Here is a 16,943-nt window from a genome sequence, read left to right as displayed (position 1 = left end):
GAAAAATCGTATAAACCTAAAATTGTCTGTAGATATAAATTTAAGATTATGAATTCAAGAAAAAATTGGCTGATTTTATGCATTGGGTTACTGTTGGGCGGATACGCTTCTGCTAAAGTTACATTACCTAATGTTCTGACATCAAACATGGTATTACAACAGAAAGAACGTGTAGCCATTTGGGGAAAAGCCTTTCCAGGGGAAAAAGTGACGGTTGAGTTTGCCGGACAAAGTAGAAGTTGTATCGCTTCATCGGACAGTACGTGGCAAGTATGGTTGAAACCGATGAAGGCTTCGTTTCAGGAAAGGGAACTCGTGGTAAAAGGCGAAGACAATGAAATACGTTTGAAGAATGTCCTTGTTGGAGAAGTATGGCTTTGTGGCGGACAGTCAAATATGGAATATCCAATGGACCGCAATCTGAAGCGATATGCAGCTCCGGGACGTGGAGAGGATATTGCTGCTAAGGAATGGAAAAATCCTAAAGCCGACGGTTTGCGTCTGTTCATGGTCGAGAAAAAATATGGATTGCCTGATTGTCAGACTAAAGGATGGCAAAAACCTGAAAGTGAGTATGTAGCTCCTTTCTCTGCTGCAGCCTATTTTTTCGGAAAGACATTGTATGAAACCTTGCAGGTTCCGGTAGGTATTATTGCATCTTCGTGGGGTGGAAGCCGCATAGAGAACTGGATGCCAAAGGATGTGTATACTCAGGCTCCTTTTTATAAAAAAGAGCAGGTTCAGCATCCTAAAGTGAAACGTAGGATAGCTCTCTATTATGAAACCATGATTCGCCCGTTGGCTCCATATACTCTGAAAGGATTTACATGGTATCAGGGAGAATCGGATGCAATATCACACGATTCGCTGTACGTGGAAAAGTTTGAAACACTTCTCAATACATGGCGTACTATATTCGATGATAAGAATCTTCCAATGTATTATGTGCAGATAGCTCCGTATCTGTATTCTAACCGTCCGCGTGATGACTATAAGCATGATGCTTATGTCAAGGCATGGTTTTCTGATTTGCAGACTTCATGTATGGACCTGAAAAATACAGGACAGGTAATCGTTACGGATTTGGTGGACAATCCTAAAGATATTCATCCTTCATACAAGTGGGAAGTCGGTCGTCGTCTTGCTCTGTGGGCATTGGCAAAGGATTATAAACAGAATGTGGTATACAGCGGACCTCAGTTGAAGCAGGCTAAATTGAAAGGCGGGCAATTATATTTGACATTCAACACCGGAAAGAGTGGTCTGACTGCAGGAAAACGTGATGCAGCCACTAACGCATTTGTATCTGTCGACGATAAGCTGACATGGTTTGAAGTTGCAGGAAAAGATGGAAATTTCCGTCTGGTAGAGGCCGGGCTGACTGATGGTAAGGTAGTTCTGGATGTATCGGATATTGATGAACCGTCGAAAGTGAGATTCGGATGGAATGAAAAGGCGATGCCTAACCTGTTTAATACGGAGGGACTTCCGGCAATGCCTTTTTGCGTTGATTTATAAGTCTGAATAAGTAAAAATACATGTATGTGTACAAAATTCTATTTTTTGCATTGATATATTGTTACATCTTTGCAAAAAATAGAATTTATCATGAAAAATAATCTGGTTAAAAGTTGTATTCTGGCAGCCGCCGCGTTAATCTCCGGCGGATTGAATGCCCAGGCGCCTCATCCTGAGCGCGTCTATCTGTCGGGGACTGGTATTGATGATACCCGTACCTGGGAATTTTATTGTACCCATGGACAAAACAGTGGTAAGTGGAAATCTATAGAAGTTCCTTGTAACTGGGAGTTGCAGGGATTCGGAAATTATACATACGGACGCTGGTATACCATTGAAGGTGAGAAGCCAAGTGATGAAATAGGTACTTATCGTCATCGTTTCGATGTACCTAAGTCATGGAACGGTCAGAAAGTGAAAATCTTTTTTGACGGTGTGATGACTGATGTCGAGGTGCGTGTCAACGGTGAACTGGCAGGCGAAATGCATCAGGGAGGTTTCTACCGTTTCGATTATGACATTACCGATCTTCTGAAATTCGGACGCAAGAATACATTGGAAGTTAAGGTAGCAAAAGAATCATCCAATCAGTCTATCAATGCCGCAGAACGAAAGGCAGACTGGTGGCTTTACGGAGGTATATATCGTCCGGTATGGTTGGAAGTGCTCCCTCAGGTACATGTAAGTCATTTCACATTGGATGCTGATGCAGAAGGATGCTTGAATGTGGCACTTGAAATGGAAGGTGATGCCAGCGGATACGAATTGGTGACCAGTCTGACTTCGCTGAAAGACGGAAAGAAAATATATGATATTTCCGGACGTACCGAAGTATCACATAAAATTGAGAATGCGGATAAGGAACAGCGTTTCGCTTCACGATGGGGAAGTGTGAAACTGTGGGACACAGAGAATCCAAATCTGTATGTTGCCAAATTACAGTTGAGAAATCCGGAAGGTAAGACTGTTCAGGAACGTGAGTATAGAGTAGGATTCCGTACAGTAGAGTTCTTCCCTCAGGATGGTTTGTATCTAAACGGTGTTAAACTGGTGGTGAAAGGTGTTAACCGTCATTCATTCTCTGTTGATGGCGGGCGTGCTACGAGTGCTGCCATGAGCAGACAGGACGCCATGCTTATAAAGGAAATGAATATGAATGCTGTACGTTCGCATTATCCGCCTGATGAACATTTCCTTGACATGTGCGATTCTTTGGGATTGGTTTATCTTGATGAACTTGCCGGTTGGCAGGATGCATACGATTCAAAGGTTGGTGCCAAACTTGTACGCGAGATGGTGCGCCGTGACGTAAATCATCCTTCTATTATCCTATGGTGTAATGGTAACGAAGGTGGTTGGAATTACGATACTGACAAGCTGTTTGCAAAATATGACAAATTCCAGAAACGACACGTAATTCACCCTTGGGCTGATTTTGATGACTTGGATACTCATCACTATCCTGCATATCTTACAGGTGTTGCCCGTTTTACAAATGGTTATAAAGTGTTCATGCCTACAGAATTTATGCATGCCATGTACGATCAGGGAGGTGGTGCCGGTCTGCGTGATTTCTGGGACAGATGGATGACTAGTCCGTTGTTTGCCGGTGGATTTATATGGGTATTCTGTGATGAGGCTCCAAAGCGTACAGACAAAGGTGGAATTCTTGATTCCGACCAGTCGAATGCTCCTGACGGTGTGGTCGGTCCACGTCGAGAAAAGGAAGGTAGTTATTATGCTATCCGTGCCCAATGGTCGCCTATCCAGCTGAAGCCTTTGATGATAACTTCACATTTCGATGGAAGTTTTATGGTTTCAAACGAGTATACATATACAAATCTTAAGGATTGCAGAATGACTTATCGTGTCTTGAAGTGTAATACACCACTTCAGAATGAATCGCCAGCATCTTTAGAGTTGGCCGAGGGAGATGTAGCTCTTCCAGCTATTGGTCCGTCTGAAACTGGAAAAGCACGTTTTGAGTTGCCCGCATTGTTTGCCGATGGTGATGTCCTTGAACTTGAGGCTTTTGATAAAACAGGAAAGAGTATCTGTACGTGGAGTTATCCTATTCGTTTTGCCAAACAATATTTCGAACACAAGATGGCTCAGACTCCTATGACGTTGCAGGCCTTGCCGAAAGCAATGGCTGACAAGGATGGAGGAAACTATGTTCTTCGCAGTTCTGATGTCACTGTAAGTTTTGATGCCTCTACAGGTATGATTAATAAGATTACGTCTGGCGACAAAGAGGTTCCTTTCAAGGATGGTCCTGTAGCAGTGGGTATGAAGATGCGTTATGAACCTTCTCTAAGCTATATCCGTAATGACGAGAACGGAGCTATGTTCTGTGCAAAATATAAGGGTGCTGCCGATTCTATAGTATGGCGACTGACAGATAATGGTTTACTGTATATGGATGCAATCCTGTTGAACCGTGCTTCAGGCGGAGGTGGATTTGATGATGCCTTTATGGATACTGAGGTATATAATTTAGGTTTGACATTCTCTTATCCTGAAGCTGAATGTAAAGGTATGCGTTGGATGGGTAGGGGTCCTTATCGTGTATGGAAGAACCGTGTTCCGGGAACAAATTACGGTATTTGGCAGAAGGACTATAACAATACTATCACAGGTGAGACTTTTGAAAATCTGATATATCCGGAGTTTAAGGGTTATCATGCGAATATGTATTGGGCTACGCTGGAAAGCGATAATACACCATTTACCGTATATTCGCGCAATGATGGAATTTTCTATCATATTTTCACTCCTGAAGAACCTGTAGGACGCAAGAAAAGAACTATGCCTGTATTCCCTGAAGGAGATATCTCGTTCTTGCTTGATATTCCGGCTATAGCGTCATTCAAACCTATCAAACAGCAAGGTCCTAACAGTCAGCCAGGTAATATCCGTATTAAGAAGGGTGATGAAGGATTGCATATAGATCTGATGTTTGATTTCAGGCAGAACAAACAGAAATGACTGTAAATAAAAAGCGTGACACGCTCGTGTCACGCGTGAAACACGGACGTGTTACGCGCGCGTCACGTTCGTGTAACGGGCGGAACACGGACGTGTTCCGCTTTCTTTTATTTGTCTTTTTCTGAATTATTATTTGTCTCTTCCTGAATGGAATATTATTTGTTCCTGATAAATCTTTTCATTCCCTCGGTGTAGAATATGCGGGTTGAGTCTTTATCGTCAGAATATATGAAATAGGCATCTATTTCCGGATGTGCATTGCAAATGGCAACTGCAGAATCAAGTCCAAGAACCATGAATGCTGTGGCGTATGCATCGGCTGTAGCACAGTTTTTGGCTACAACAGTAGATGACAGTATATTGTGCTGCACTGGATAGCCCGTACGTGGGTTGATGGTGTGTGCATATTTCTTGCCGTCTTTGTAGTAGAAGTTGCGGTAGTTTCCAGAAGTGGCTAGTCCGGCATTGGTTATCTCAATTATCGTCTGAAGTTCCTGATTTACGGATAGTGAGTCGTCTATAGGTTTGTTTATTCCAATTCTCCAGAAATTCATTTTCGGATTTTTACCCTTCAGCACAAGCTCACCACCTATATCTATCATATAGTTTTCCACTCCTTTGCTGTCAAGTAGTCGTGCTACGTGGTCTACTCCATATCCTTTTGCTATTGCGCTACAATCAAGCATTGTCCTGTTGTCCTGTTTGATTATCTTTCCGTCTTTTAAAGCTATTTTTTCGAAACCGACAAACTGGCGGAGGGAGTCTATTGTTTCACGGCTTACGTTTGTTGAACTGTCAAATCCGAATCCCCATGCATTGACCAGCGGTGCCACAGTTATGTCGAAAGCCCCGTGTGTTTCTTCTGATATGTTTTTTGCCAGCAGAAAAACATCTGTCAATAGGCTATCGGCAGTCATGTCCGTATTGTTGTTTATATGTGTTATAACCGAATTTTTGTTGAATGGAGAAAGTGAGTTATCCACTTCTTTCAATGCGGCTTCAATTTCCGGTTTCAGGTTGTCGGCATGCTGATATGTTATCTTGTACATGGTGCCGAACACAAGTCCCTGATCTGTGCGGAACGGTGGTTGTTTCTTTAGGATGAGAACTGTACCAACTATAAGCAGAACCAGAAATGGTATCTGCCATTTCAATGATTTATTGTTCATGTTTCTATATAATGACTTTTATGATAAATGTTCTATCAGAATTTTAACTCCTATACCTATAAGTACCAGGCCTCCGAATATTTCCATCTTCAGGTTGAATCGTTTGCCGAAGAATACTCCTATGAGACTTCCTATGATTGATATTACGAATGATGCTACTCCTATGGCTGTCAGTGGATGAGCCAATGAACCTAATGTCTTGAATCCTGTAAATGCGAAAGATATTCCTACAGCCAACGCATCTATACTAGTGGCTACAGCCAATGTAAGTATTACTTTTATTTTACGTGGGTCGAAACTGCACGTTTCATCATCATTGAAATACTCTTTAATCATTCTTATTCCAAGAAATGTAAGCAGCCCGAATGCTATCCAGTGGTCGTATGCCTCAATATAGTGATGGAAGTTTTTTGCACCTGCCCAACCGAGGAATGGCATCATGGCCTGAAACAGTCCGAAGAAAAATCCCATTGTTAAGAATGTTTTCCATTCTATTTTGTGAAGAATTATACCGCTTGCCACTGATACTGTGAAACAATCAATTGCAAGACTTATTGCCAGAAGCCATATTTCAATTACGCTCATATATTAAAATGGAAGATTATACATCAGATGATATGAAAGGCTGAAGCCTGTTCCTGCATTCTCGCCATAGCCTGGAATGTACCATGGCTCTGTGTTGGCATATTTGGTATAACTCAGTCTCTTCTTGTACTTTATACTCCAACCCATGCAGAAACCTTTGTATATTTTAACTTTCATGCCGCCTACTATCTCCAGCCAGTGTGCGTTTGTGCTGACTCCGTGATATGAGAAAGGTACTTGTATCTGTCCGCCGTAATTAGGGTCGGTCATTGTAGGTCCGTCCACATCGTAGACGAATGATGAAAATCCGTATCTGAGTCCACCGAACAGATATCCCGGCAGATGAGACTTGTTGTAGAAAAAGTTATAGTCTGCTCCAATCTTGAAGAATGGTGCTGATGTCTTGTAATGTATGTCAGTTGCGTCACTCAATGTGTTAACTTTGCCATATCCCACTTCTACTACAGGAAGGAAACGGTTAAGCAAGTTAGCCTGAATCATAATTTCGCTGCTCAAAATATCGCTTCCAAGTGCATAGTTACCCAGACCGGCTACTTCTAAACCTATAGTAGTTCCCTGATAAAACTTTACTTTTTCTGTTTTTTCCTTTTTATTGTCCTTATTCTTTTGTGCGAAAGCATACATCGGACATATCATCAGACTACTGAGTATCAGCGACAGTAAAATATATCCTGAAGTTTTCTTTCTCATAATTGTCTATATTTGGATTTATGATTACTATGGAGTCTATTCCGTTACTATGTGTCACTTCTGTTGCTTCGTGAAACATCATTGTGCCGCAATCCACACTCATGAAATATGGAATATTGCGATGCTTGATTGTGATGTAGTCCTGTTGTTCTCCATTATAGTTTATAATAAAGGATGTCTGATCAGAATAACTCAAAGGAACCTTGAAAGTACTCAAGTTGCTTTCCTTGTTTATCAATGTGTCATTGATAATAGAGTCTTCCACTATCCTTTCTATAATTTCTCCGTTGTCAAGAGTATCGTAAACGGTAACATCGGTCGTAATCTGTCCAATGATGCTTGTAGGAACTGTAGGGGCTACAGCTGTTCCGTGCTGGTTTACCATGGTGAATTTTGCGTATGCCATGGCATTAGGCGGACAACTTTCGCCTTCGCAACTGTTTAGGAATAATGTTGCGACCAATGATATCATTATGAATATTACGGGTAGTTTCTTCATTGTCGGTTATAATTCTTTTTCTATTTGGTATTTATTTCTTTCCTGTGAGTTGCGTGCTACCAGTTCTCCAAGGAAACCTGCTATAAAGAGCTGAGTTCCAAGTATCATTGTAGTCAGTGCAAGGAAAAAATACGGATTGTCGGTCACCAGACTGTATGGGTTTCCTACATGCATGTTATATATCTTCATTACTCCTACTGCTATCACTGCCACAAATCCAAGAAAGAACATTATCGATCCCAGAAAACCGAAGATATGCATTGGTTTTACTCCAAATTTAGACAGGAACCATAAAGTGATGAGGTCAAGATATCCGTTTACAAATCTGTTTATTCCGAATTTTGTCTTTCCGTATTTGCGTGCCTGATGATGAACTACCTTTTCGCCAATCTTGCTGAAACCGGCATTTTTTGCCAGATATGGAATGTAGCGGTGCATTTCGCCGTAAACCTCAATATTTTTTATCACTTCGCGTCGGTATGCCTTCAGTCCGCAGTTGAAATCGTGCAGATTTTTGATACCCGACACTTTTCTGGCTGTTGCGTTAAACAGTTTTGTAGGAATTGTTTTCGAAAGCGGATCGTATCTTTTCTGTTTCCAGCCTGATACCAAATCGTATCCGTCCTCGGTAATCATTCTGTAAAGTTCCGGTATTTCGTCAGGACTATCCTGCAGGTCGGCATCCATGGTAATTACCACATCGCCTTCTGCTTTTTCGAAACCGCAGAACAGGGCAGGGGACTTACCGTAGTTACGGCGGAACTTGATACCTTTTATGTTATTGTTTTTCTTGCTTAGTTCCTCTATTACATTCCATGAACGGTCTGTGCTGCCGTCGTTTACGAATATGATTTCGTAACTGAAACCATGCTCGTTCATAACTCTTTCTATCCATGCCTGAAGTTCCGGCAGTGACTCTTCTTCGTTATACAGAGGTACTACTACTGATATATCCATTTTGAGTGTGAGTTTTTTAGGTTTATGAGTTTTTCTTTCTTCGCATAGCCAGCAAGGCTGTTGGAAGGGATAGAATAGCTCCGTAGAATATGTTTTGGAAGATTAATTGCATGGTGAGTTGCAGTGCCGACATCGACGCTATGGTATCAAGGTTTTGGATTAACTGGTCTACAGAAGCTTCAAGATCGCCTGTCAGTGTAGACTTCAGACTTTCCAATTGATCCATATACGTTCCTGCAAGATATCCGTTGTCTATGAACTGGAAATATACGTAGTGTGCTGCTGCTGTCAGCAGTGAAGCAAAAAAATACATGTATAGCGAAAATACCCAACCGCGCAGGAATGACAGTTCGCCGCCGCAGTAACGTTCTCTGTATTTACGGATATATATATAGCCAAGTATTGGGACAAACAATGTCATGAATATGAACAGAAGTTGCAATAGGGGTATTTTGAATCCCATAGGCAGGAACGAGAATTTTATTATCCAGAATATTCCCATCATCGTACCGAAACGCATTGCATGTTCTTGTAGTGTCTTTGGTTTGTCTTCCATGTCTTTTCTATATATGTAATTATAGTGCAAAAGTAAGTTTTTTCGGCATAGGAAGTATATAAAACGAGGAAAAATCATCTTTTTATGGGTAAAACTTTATTTTTTTACCCAAGAATAGTTGTGTAATTAAAAAAAATGCCTACCTTTGCACCCGCAATCGAGAAACACCGATATGGTTTAATCGAAAGCAGACATAACATGGGTAAGTCCCATACGGCCAGCTCCCTTCGAATCCTCCAGGGCTTGATCGCAGCAAAGGTAGTTGGTTGTAGCGGCGCGATATAGTAAGCTTACCCACTTGCCTCTTTAGCTCAGTTGGCCAGAGCACGTGATTTGTAATCTCGGGGTCGTTGGTTCGAATCCGACAAGAGGCTCAAAAAAGGAAAAGCATCTCGGCACTGCCGGGGTGCTTTTTTGCGTTTATTCTTCTGATGGTTCATGAAAAAGGAAAGGGATGAACCTGTTTATGATACATCCCTTTTCGCATTTACATTCAATTATTATAAATAACTAACCTTTTATCATGCTATGCTATCATGATTTTGTTTAGCCTTTTACTACAATTCGTTTATATCCGTATACGGCGCGGTCTCCCAACTCTTCTTCAATACGAAGCAGCTGATTGTATTTTGCCATACGGTCCGAACGACTTAGAGAACCGGTCTTGATTTGTCCGCTGTTGGTTGCTACGGCAATATCTGCAATGGTTGCATCTTCTGTTTCGCCTGAGCGGTGTGAAGTGACCGTTGTATATCCATGGCGGTGTGCCATTTCAATAGCGTTCAGTGTTTCTGTCAGTGAACCGATTTGATTAACCTTGATCAGGATAGAGTTAGCGCAACCCTTTTCGATACCTTTTGCCAGGAAGTCAACGTTAGTTACGAATAAATCGTCGCCTACCAACTGACAGCGATCCCCGATGCGTTGAGTCAATTTCTTCCAGCCTTCCCAGTCATTTTCGCTCATACCATCCTCAATGGAATCAATCGGATATTCGTTGATAAGTTTTTCCAAATAGTCAATTTGTTCGTCAGCTGTACGTTTTTTGCCTTTTTCACCTTCAAATTTGGTGTAATCGTAAATACCGTCATGATAGAATTCGGAAGAGGCGCAGTCCATGCCAATCATTACATCTTTGCCCGGTTCGTAGCCTGCAGCTTTGATAGCGGCAAGAATAGAGTTAAGTGCATCTTCTGTTCCTTCCAGGTTGGGAGCAAAACCTCCTTCATCACCGACAGCTGTACTCAGACCACGGTCTTTCAATACTTTTTTCAAAGCATGGAATACTTCGGCACCCATGCGCAACCCTTCTTTAAAAGAACTTGCACCTACCGGACGGATCATAAACTCCTGGAAGGCTATCGGAGCATCACTGTGTGAGCCTCCATTAATGATGTTCATCATTGGTACAGGCAATACATACGTATTCGTACCTCCGATGTATCTGTAAAGAGGAATATCGAGATAGTTGGCAGCAGCTTTAGCTACGGCAAGCGAAACACCCAGAATAGCGTTGGCACCCAGTTTGGCTTTTGTCTTTGTTCCATCCAATGCCAACATGGCATGATCAATGCCTATTTGGTCGAGGGCCGACATACCGATCAGATGCGGAGCAATGACTTTATTGACGTTCTCTACTGCTTTCTGTACACCCTTGCCGCCATAACGATGTTTATCACCGTCGCGGAGTTCAAGCGCTTCGTGTTCACCGGTCGATGCACCCGATGGAACGGATGCACGTCCCATAATGCCTGATTCCAATACTACGTCTACTTCTACTGTAGGGTTACCTCTTGAGTCGAGAATTTCTCGTCCTGTAATTTTTTCTATTTTCATTGTTTCTCTTGTTTTTTAGTCTCTGCAAATTTACTCACTTATGGGAAGCGGAAGAATCACTATTAATAGGTATTCCGTTCGGGTTCTTTCCCTATAAATCAGTATCATTACTTTTATATTATAAAACAAAGAAAAGAGAAGAAAGGTTCAATCGTCTTCTATTTTGACCCCTAGTAGAGGTAACAGATCTATTGCTTGTAACGAACTGACTATGGCTCCTTTCAGATCGGCTATATTGAGTTGAATACCTGCTATTCTAGAGTTTCTCAGGTCGATACCTTTGAGTGAAGTGTGCGAAAAGTCGGCTTCTAACAATTCGCAAGTATCAAAAGCTGCCGGCATCAGTTTGCTGTCATTCAGGCTGCCGTTTCGGAAATTGCAATGGCTGAAACGGGCTGTTCGCATTTTTACCATGGAGAGATTGATGTATTGTCCGTAGCAATGATCCATTAAAACATGATTGAGGGTGGCTTCCGGGAAACCGGTTCCCAGCAATTTGCAAGATATAAATTCTACCCGGTAGAAAGTAGTTCCGGCAAACGAAACGTTGGATAAATCGCAATTTTCAAAACGTACGTCTGTCAGTTGAGCTGATTTAAACTGACATTCGCTGAATATTTGTTGTTTGAAAGTGCAATTATTAATACTTAGATAAGGTTTAGCTATTTGATGTACGGTTCCCTTAAGGAAGTACAAATCGGAAACTTTCTCTTGGTCGGTAAGTGCATCCAGTGGGACCGGACTTTCGGACTGACTGTTAAGGAACGGAGCTACGACTTTGACGGGTTGCACTTTTTTGATTGTTGGCTTCATATATGATTCGTTTGTTATTTAAATTGTTCGCCAAGATATCCTCCGGCCAATACAGCCAAAAGTCCAAGCAATATGCTGATGAATACATAAAAGGTGAATATACCATAAAAACCTCCTTTCAGCAAACTCAGACTGTCGTTGGCCAAAGTGGAGAATGTGGTAAAACCGCCACAGAAACCAACGGTCAGAAATAGCCTCAGTTCAAAAGATAGATTGAAACGCTCCGAAAATGAATAAAAAAAACCGATTAATAAGCTGCCTATGATATTTACGGCAAATGTTCCCCATGGAAATGGGAAGAGAGCCGGGCTAAGCCGTTCGTTGACGGCGATTTGTGTCAGATAGCGGGTTACACTGCCCATGCCTCCTCCGATAAATATATAAATAATCTCTTTCATCTTTTTTTTGATTTTATCGGCAAAGTTACCACTGTCAACTGTTTATGCAAACGTTTTCTGATAATTCTTCTTTGTTTCGGTTCTATTCATCGAACATGAATCTGCTTCTTGCTTATCTTTGCTGCATGATTACTAATTTTTATTGAACCATATCATGAAGAACATGAAAAAACTGACTTTTAAGTTAGCTTGCTTTTTTCTCTCTCTTTTAGTGAGTAGTGTGGCAATGGCCGAAAGTATTACTTCTCCCAACGGACTCTTGAAACTGAATGTATCTGTGAATGAGAAGGGGGAACCTGTGTATGAACTTTCTTATAAAGGTAAAGAAGTGATTAAACCTTCTAAACTGGGTCTTGAACTGAAAGACGATCCGGGGTTGATGGACGGTTTTACGTTGTCTGATGCCAAAACTTCTTCTTTTGACGAGACTTGGGAGCCTGTTTGGGGCGAGGTTAAGCAAATTCGCAATAATTATAATGAACTTGCGATTACTTTAGACCAGAAAGCTCAGGATCGCAAAATGGTGATTCGTTTTCGTCTGTATAATGACGGACTCGGATTTCGCTACGAATTTCCACAACAAAAGAATCTGAATTATTTTGTAATTAAAGAGGAACATTCTCAATTTGCTATGGCCGGTGATCATACTGCTTTCTGGATACCGGGAGATTATGATACGCAGGAATATGATTATACTCGGTCGAAACTTTCTGAAATACGCGGCTTAATGAAGACGGCTGTCACTCCCAATGCTTCTCAAACTCCTTTTTCTCCTACCGGTGTACAGACTGCTTTGCAGATGAAAACAGACGACGGGTTGTATATCAATCTGCACGAAGCTGCTTTGGTGGATTATTCTTGCATGCATCTCAATCTGGACGATAAGAATTTTGTTTTCGAATCGTGGTTGACTCCTGATGCCCAAGGGACCAAAGGATATATGCAAACTCCTTGCCACTCTCCATGGCGTACGGTTATGGTTAGTGATGATGCGCGTGATATTCTTGCTTCTAAATTAACATTAAATCTGAACGAACCTTGCAAACTGGAGGATACTTCCTGGATTAAGCCTGTAAAATACGTAGGTGTATGGTGGGAAATGATTACCGGAAAGAGTACTTGGGCTTATACGGATGATGTTTATTCAGTGAAGTTGGGCGAAACCGATTATACTAAAACTAAGCCTAATGGTCGTCATGGTGCCAATAATGAGAACGTGAAACGTTATATTGATTTTGCTGCCGAACACGGTTTTGGTCAGGTGCTGGTCGAGGGCTGGAATGAAGGCTGGGAAGATTGGTTCGGCAAGTCAAAAGACTATGTGTTCGACTTCGTTACTCCGTATCCTGATTTTGATGTGAAAATGTTGAATGAGTATGCTAGAAGTAAAGGAGTGAAGCTGATGATGCATCATGAGACTTCTGCATCTGTGCGTAACTATGAACGTCATATGGATGAAGCTTATCAATTTATGGAAGATAACGGTTACAATGCGGTGAAGAGTGGATATGTTGGCAATATCATCCCACGTGGTGAACACCACTACGGTCAATGGCTGAATAATCATTATCTGTATGCGGTGAAGAAAGCTGCGGATCATAAAATTATGGTGAATGCACACGAGGCTGTTCGCCCTACTGGATTGTGCCGTACATATCCGAATCTGATTGGTAATGAATCTGCCCGTGGTACAGAATATGAAGCCTTCGGAGGCAATAAGCCTTTCCATACTACGTTGCTTCCATTTACGCGTCTGATAGGTGGTCCGATGGATTATACTCCGGGTATTTTCGATACTCAACTCTCTTTCCTGAGTGGTGAGCATAGTTTTGTACATACTACTTTGGCCAAACAGTTGGCTTTGTATGTCACTCTTTATAGCCCATTACAGATGGCTGCCGATCTTCCGGAGAGTTATGAACGCTATATGGATGCCTTTCAGTTTATTAAAGATGTAGCAGTAGACTGGGATGAAAGTAAGTATATTGAAGCAGAACCGGGAGAGTACATCACTGTGGCCCGTAAAGCTAAAAACACCAATAATTGGTTCGTTGGAGGAATTACTGGTGAAAATGCACGTACATCTACGTTTGTACTTGATTTCCTGCAACCGGGAAAGCAATATGTAGCTACTTTATATGCCGATGGTAAAGATGCGGATTATGAAAAGAATCCGACTTCTTATCAGATTAAAAAAGGTCTGGTGACTTATAAGACGAAGATTTCCACTGATTTGGCCCGTAGTGGAGGTTTTGCTATTAGTTTGATAGAGGCTACCCCTGCCGATAAGAAAGAACTTAAAAAGTGGAAATAAAGATAGTTGGTGTAAAAAAGGTTCGTTTGGTTATTTTTTGAAATGACAGAGTCCGGATATATTGAGTATATAATCCGGACTCTTTTTAATTTATAGTTGTTGTATTCTTAATAATATATACTGTTTGGAAGCTGGACTTTCTTTTTGTTATAGCTTTGTCTTTAGCTTATATATCTATTATTCAGTTGATTGCTTCCTAACTCTAATTGTTTATAATATTAGCTTTAACATGATGTTAAAACAAGTCTTGTAAATGCAAAGAACAAGTTATTTGTCTGCAAAAGCTTTGTTCTTTGTGCAAGGAAAACCAATAGCCTTCTGCCTTTATTAACATTGTTAAATTATTCTTCCCGGATGATATCTTTTTATTGGAAGTTTCTGTTCGCTATATATAATAAGGTATAAGAAGATCTATTTATTAGCCCCTCCATCCAACAGTTCTGCTATTTTCTTTTTCAAATTAAGCTTTATAATTTCATCTTGCTGTAATTCTATCTCTACCATAATTTTGGCATTTCCTAGTTTATATCTGATACCTTCGTTATCAGAATTTCTCTGTTCTCGTTTGATACTATATAAAAGGGAAAAATCATAGTCTAGCGCTATTGAAATATTGTATAATGTATCCGTGTCGATGCTTTTCCTTGTCAGTAAGTAATCTACACTTTGAGGCTTAACATCCAACCGTCTTGCGAGTTCGGCCTTTGTAACCTGTCTCTCAGACATCACATTTTTGATAATTTCACCTATATAAATATTGCTTTTTTTCATTTGCATGAAAGTACAACATAATCTGAAGAGTTAGGTTTATAGGTATAAAAGAATATCTGTCTATTTTTGTATTTTGTTCATAATTTATTTGTTTTATCAGATAAATTAGGATATATTTGCAGCGAATCACCAAGAGGGGTGAAGCAACACTTTCCGGTAGCGGGAGAAAAAACAGAGTGAAACATAACATTTATATTATTACTATTATTCATTTAAATTTTGAGATTATGAAAAAGAAACTCATGATGGTAGCAGTGCTCCTGGGTGCTTTGTCACTGGGAGCTTGCGTTGATAACAACGAATCAGCTTCTGTGGAGGCGGTACGTAATGCGAAAGCTGAACAGTTGAAAGGCTTGGCAGCATTGGCAAATGCGCAAGCTGAGGCTACAAAAATTACAGCTGAGGCTGAGGCAGCATTAAAAAATGCACAAGCTGAATACCAGAAAGAAATGACTGAAGAGGCTAAACAGAAATTTGCTGTTGATATTGAAAAAATTAAAGCCGAGGCAGAAAAAGCAATTGCTGAAGCAAAGAAAGCTGCTTCTGAGGCTGAACTGGCTATTTTAAAAAATGCTGATGAACGTGTTCAGTGGTTATACGGACAGTATACTACGGCTGCTGATGAATTGGCTACTTTGAATGAAAACTTTCTTACCAAAACAGCTGGTCTTGCTCAATTAGAAGCAGGTATAACTACAGCAGAAGCAAATGCTAAGATTAACACTATTACTTTGAATAGAAGTATCGCAGCGGAAACTGCTAAATTGGAGGTTCTGAAAGACCCAGCTAATGCAAATATTGATAAGGATGCACTTAACGCTAAAAAGGCAGCTGTTTATCAAAAATATGAGTTAGCCAATAGTACAGTGATGAATAATGAAGGTGCTGCTTTGAATGCAGACGCCAAGGGTATTCAGGAGGCTATTGATGCTTTGGATAGAGATGCTATTGATGCGGTGAATAATCTTTATAGTAATGTGGTTGCATTTACTGGGTATGAATATTTGAGCTGGGAGACTACTTCTGGATTTACTTCTCGTAGCTTGCCATCAGGAGCTTATGTAAGTGAAGCTCAAAAACTAAATGCTGAAAACTATTTTGCAACGAACTTGGAAGATGCAGCAAATGCTTTGGGTACATCAGCTGATACTAAAGATAAAAATACTGCTTATGGCCGTCTTGTTGCTGCCAATGCACAGTTGGAAGATGCAAATAAAATGGGTGAAACGACAGATGCTGAAAAGGAAGCTAAGAAGCAAGCTATAAAAGATGCAAAGACTGCAATTGCTTTGGCGAAAGATGAGATTGTGAGGGCACAAGCTTCTTATGATGAAGAAAAGGCTGCTTCTGATGAATTTACGGCTGCTCTCGCTGCTGTTGATGTAAAAGCATATAATGATGCGGTTAGTGCAATTGTAGCATTGGTTAAAGCGAATGAAACTGTTGCTAAGGCATTTAATGATGCAAATGAGACTCCGACGAAACTTTGGAATGAATACAGTGTTCTCAATACACTTTATAATAATAGTCAGAATCTTGAAGAATTAATTGCTCGATGTGAATATAATATTGCTTATGCTAAAGAGCAGATTAAATTCTATGAGGCTAATATCACAAATGCTGAGGCCCAATTAGCTAAAGGAAAAGAAGAATTGGCTAACCTGGAAAAAGAAATTGCCGCTAAAAAAATTATTGTTGACAATGCAAAAGCTGCGTTAGACGCAGAATTAAACGCTGAATAATTCCTAAAGTAACGGCAAAGACAACAAATTAAAAAAAAGTATCGTATGAAAATAAAAAGACTTTTAGTGTTGGCCGTTCTACCCAT

General features: G+C 40.7%; 15 protein-coding genes and 1 tRNA gene. 5 read left to right on the top strand and 11 right to left on the bottom strand.

Features of this window, described 5'->3' with window-relative positions; translation table 11 throughout:
* The first annotated feature begins 48 nt into the window (after positions 1-48).
* Together Q0486_RS03890 and Q0486_RS03885 are read left to right on the top strand one after the other, a co-directional pair.
* Positions 49-1,518: a sialate O-acetylesterase gene (locus Q0486_RS03890; protein ID WP_299230423.1), complete on the top strand. Its 1,470-nt coding sequence runs from the start codon at positions 49-51 to the stop codon at positions 1,516-1,518.
* Positions 1,519-1,608: 90 nt separating this feature from the next.
* A complete protein-coding gene (locus Q0486_RS03885) occupies positions 1,609-4,506 on the top strand; it encodes a glycoside hydrolase family 2 TIM barrel-domain containing protein (protein WP_299230421.1) in 2,898 nt (965 codons plus the stop codon).
* 155 nt (positions 4,507-4,661) lie between these two features.
* Here Q0486_RS03885 and Q0486_RS03880 read toward each other — a convergent pair whose 3' ends face one another.
* The 6 genes from Q0486_RS03880 to Q0486_RS03855 are packed head-to-tail and all read right to left on the bottom strand — an operon-like array spanning position 4,662 to position 8,983.
* The gene (locus Q0486_RS03880; protein ID WP_299230419.1) at positions 4,662-5,675 is read right to left on the bottom strand and encodes an FAD:protein FMN transferase; all 1,014 of its coding nucleotides are present in this window, start codon (positions 5,673-5,675) and stop codon (positions 4,662-4,664) included.
* A gap of 18 nt (positions 5,676-5,693) precedes the next feature.
* Entirely contained in the window at positions 5,694-6,260 is a 567-nt protein-coding gene (locus Q0486_RS03875) for a manganese efflux pump MntP family protein (RefSeq protein WP_299230417.1), read from the bottom strand.
* A 3-nt stretch (positions 6,261-6,263) separates the two neighbouring features.
* Entirely contained in the window at positions 6,264-6,971 is a 708-nt protein-coding gene (locus Q0486_RS03870) for a DUF6048 family protein (protein WP_299230415.1), read from the bottom strand.
* On the bottom strand, positions 6,922-7,470 hold the full coding sequence (locus Q0486_RS03865) for a DUF6452 family protein (RefSeq protein ID WP_299230413.1): 549 nt from the start codon (positions 7,468-7,470) through the stop codon (positions 6,922-6,924). The genes Q0486_RS03870 and Q0486_RS03865 overlap by 50 nt, the downstream gene beginning before the upstream one ends.
* A gap of 6 nt (positions 7,471-7,476) precedes the next feature.
* Positions 7,477-8,427, bottom strand: a complete 951-nt coding sequence (locus Q0486_RS03860; protein ID WP_299230411.1) for a glycosyltransferase — start codon at positions 8,425-8,427, stop codon at positions 7,477-7,479.
* 22 nt (positions 8,428-8,449) lie between these two features.
* A complete protein-coding gene (locus tag Q0486_RS03855) occupies positions 8,450-8,983 on the bottom strand; it encodes a DUF4199 domain-containing protein (protein ID WP_299230409.1) in 534 nt (177 codons plus the stop codon).
* Between the two features lie 300 nt (positions 8,984-9,283).
* On the opposite strand from Q0486_RS03855, the gene Q0486_RS03850 reads away from it, so the two are divergent.
* Positions 9,284-9,357, top strand: a tRNA-Thr gene (locus Q0486_RS03850).
* Between the two features lie 172 nt (positions 9,358-9,529).
* Here Q0486_RS03850 and eno read toward each other — a convergent pair.
* From eno to crcB, 3 genes are all read right to left on the bottom strand, one after another.
* Positions 9,530-10,819: a phosphopyruvate hydratase gene (gene eno / locus Q0486_RS03845; RefSeq protein ID WP_005785741.1), complete on the bottom strand. Its 1,290-nt coding sequence runs from the start codon at positions 10,817-10,819 to the stop codon at positions 9,530-9,532.
* Positions 10,820-10,966: 147 nt separating this feature from the next.
* Positions 10,967-11,632 (bottom strand): pentapeptide repeat-containing protein, encoded by a 666-nt coding sequence (locus Q0486_RS03840; protein ID WP_005785742.1) that lies wholly within the window; start codon positions 11,630-11,632, stop codon positions 10,967-10,969.
* A gap of 14 nt (positions 11,633-11,646) precedes the next feature.
* Positions 11,647-12,030 carry a fluoride efflux transporter CrcB gene (gene crcB, locus Q0486_RS03835; RefSeq protein WP_005785744.1) on the bottom strand — a complete coding sequence of 128 codons (384 nt, stop codon included), beginning with the start codon at positions 12,028-12,030 and terminating at the stop codon, positions 11,647-11,649.
* Positions 12,031-12,184: 154 nt separating this feature from the next.
* On the opposite strand from crcB, the gene Q0486_RS03830 reads away from it, so the two are divergent.
* Entirely contained in the window at positions 12,185-14,344 is a 2,160-nt protein-coding gene (locus Q0486_RS03830; protein ID WP_045899175.1) for a glycoside hydrolase family 97 protein, read from the top strand.
* Between the two features lie 411 nt (positions 14,345-14,755).
* Here the strand turns inward: Q0486_RS03830 and Q0486_RS03825 are convergent, their stop codons facing one another.
* Positions 14,756-15,115, bottom strand: coding sequence for a helix-turn-helix domain-containing protein (locus tag Q0486_RS03825; RefSeq protein ID WP_032496694.1), 360 nt, complete (start codon positions 15,113-15,115; stop codon positions 14,756-14,758).
* On the bottom strand, positions 15,087-15,305 hold the full coding sequence (locus Q0486_RS16150; RefSeq protein ID WP_005795714.1) for a hypothetical protein: 219 nt from the start codon (positions 15,303-15,305) through the stop codon (positions 15,087-15,089). Before Q0486_RS16150 ends, Q0486_RS03825 begins: the two co-directional genes overlap by 29 nt.
* A gap of 37 nt (positions 15,306-15,342) precedes the next feature.
* Between Q0486_RS16150 and Q0486_RS03820 the strand changes: the two genes are divergently transcribed.
* A complete protein-coding gene (locus tag Q0486_RS03820) occupies positions 15,343-16,857 on the top strand; it encodes a hypothetical protein (RefSeq protein WP_032572851.1) in 1,515 nt (504 codons plus the stop codon).
* Positions 16,858-16,943 lie beyond the last annotated feature (86 nt).

Origin of the sequence: uncultured Bacteroides sp. (assembly GCF_937912035.1) — a bacterium.
Lineage (GTDB): Bacteria > Bacteroidota > Bacteroidia > Bacteroidales > Bacteroidaceae > Phocaeicola.
This window is presented reverse-complemented; position numbering and strand designations above follow the sequence as displayed.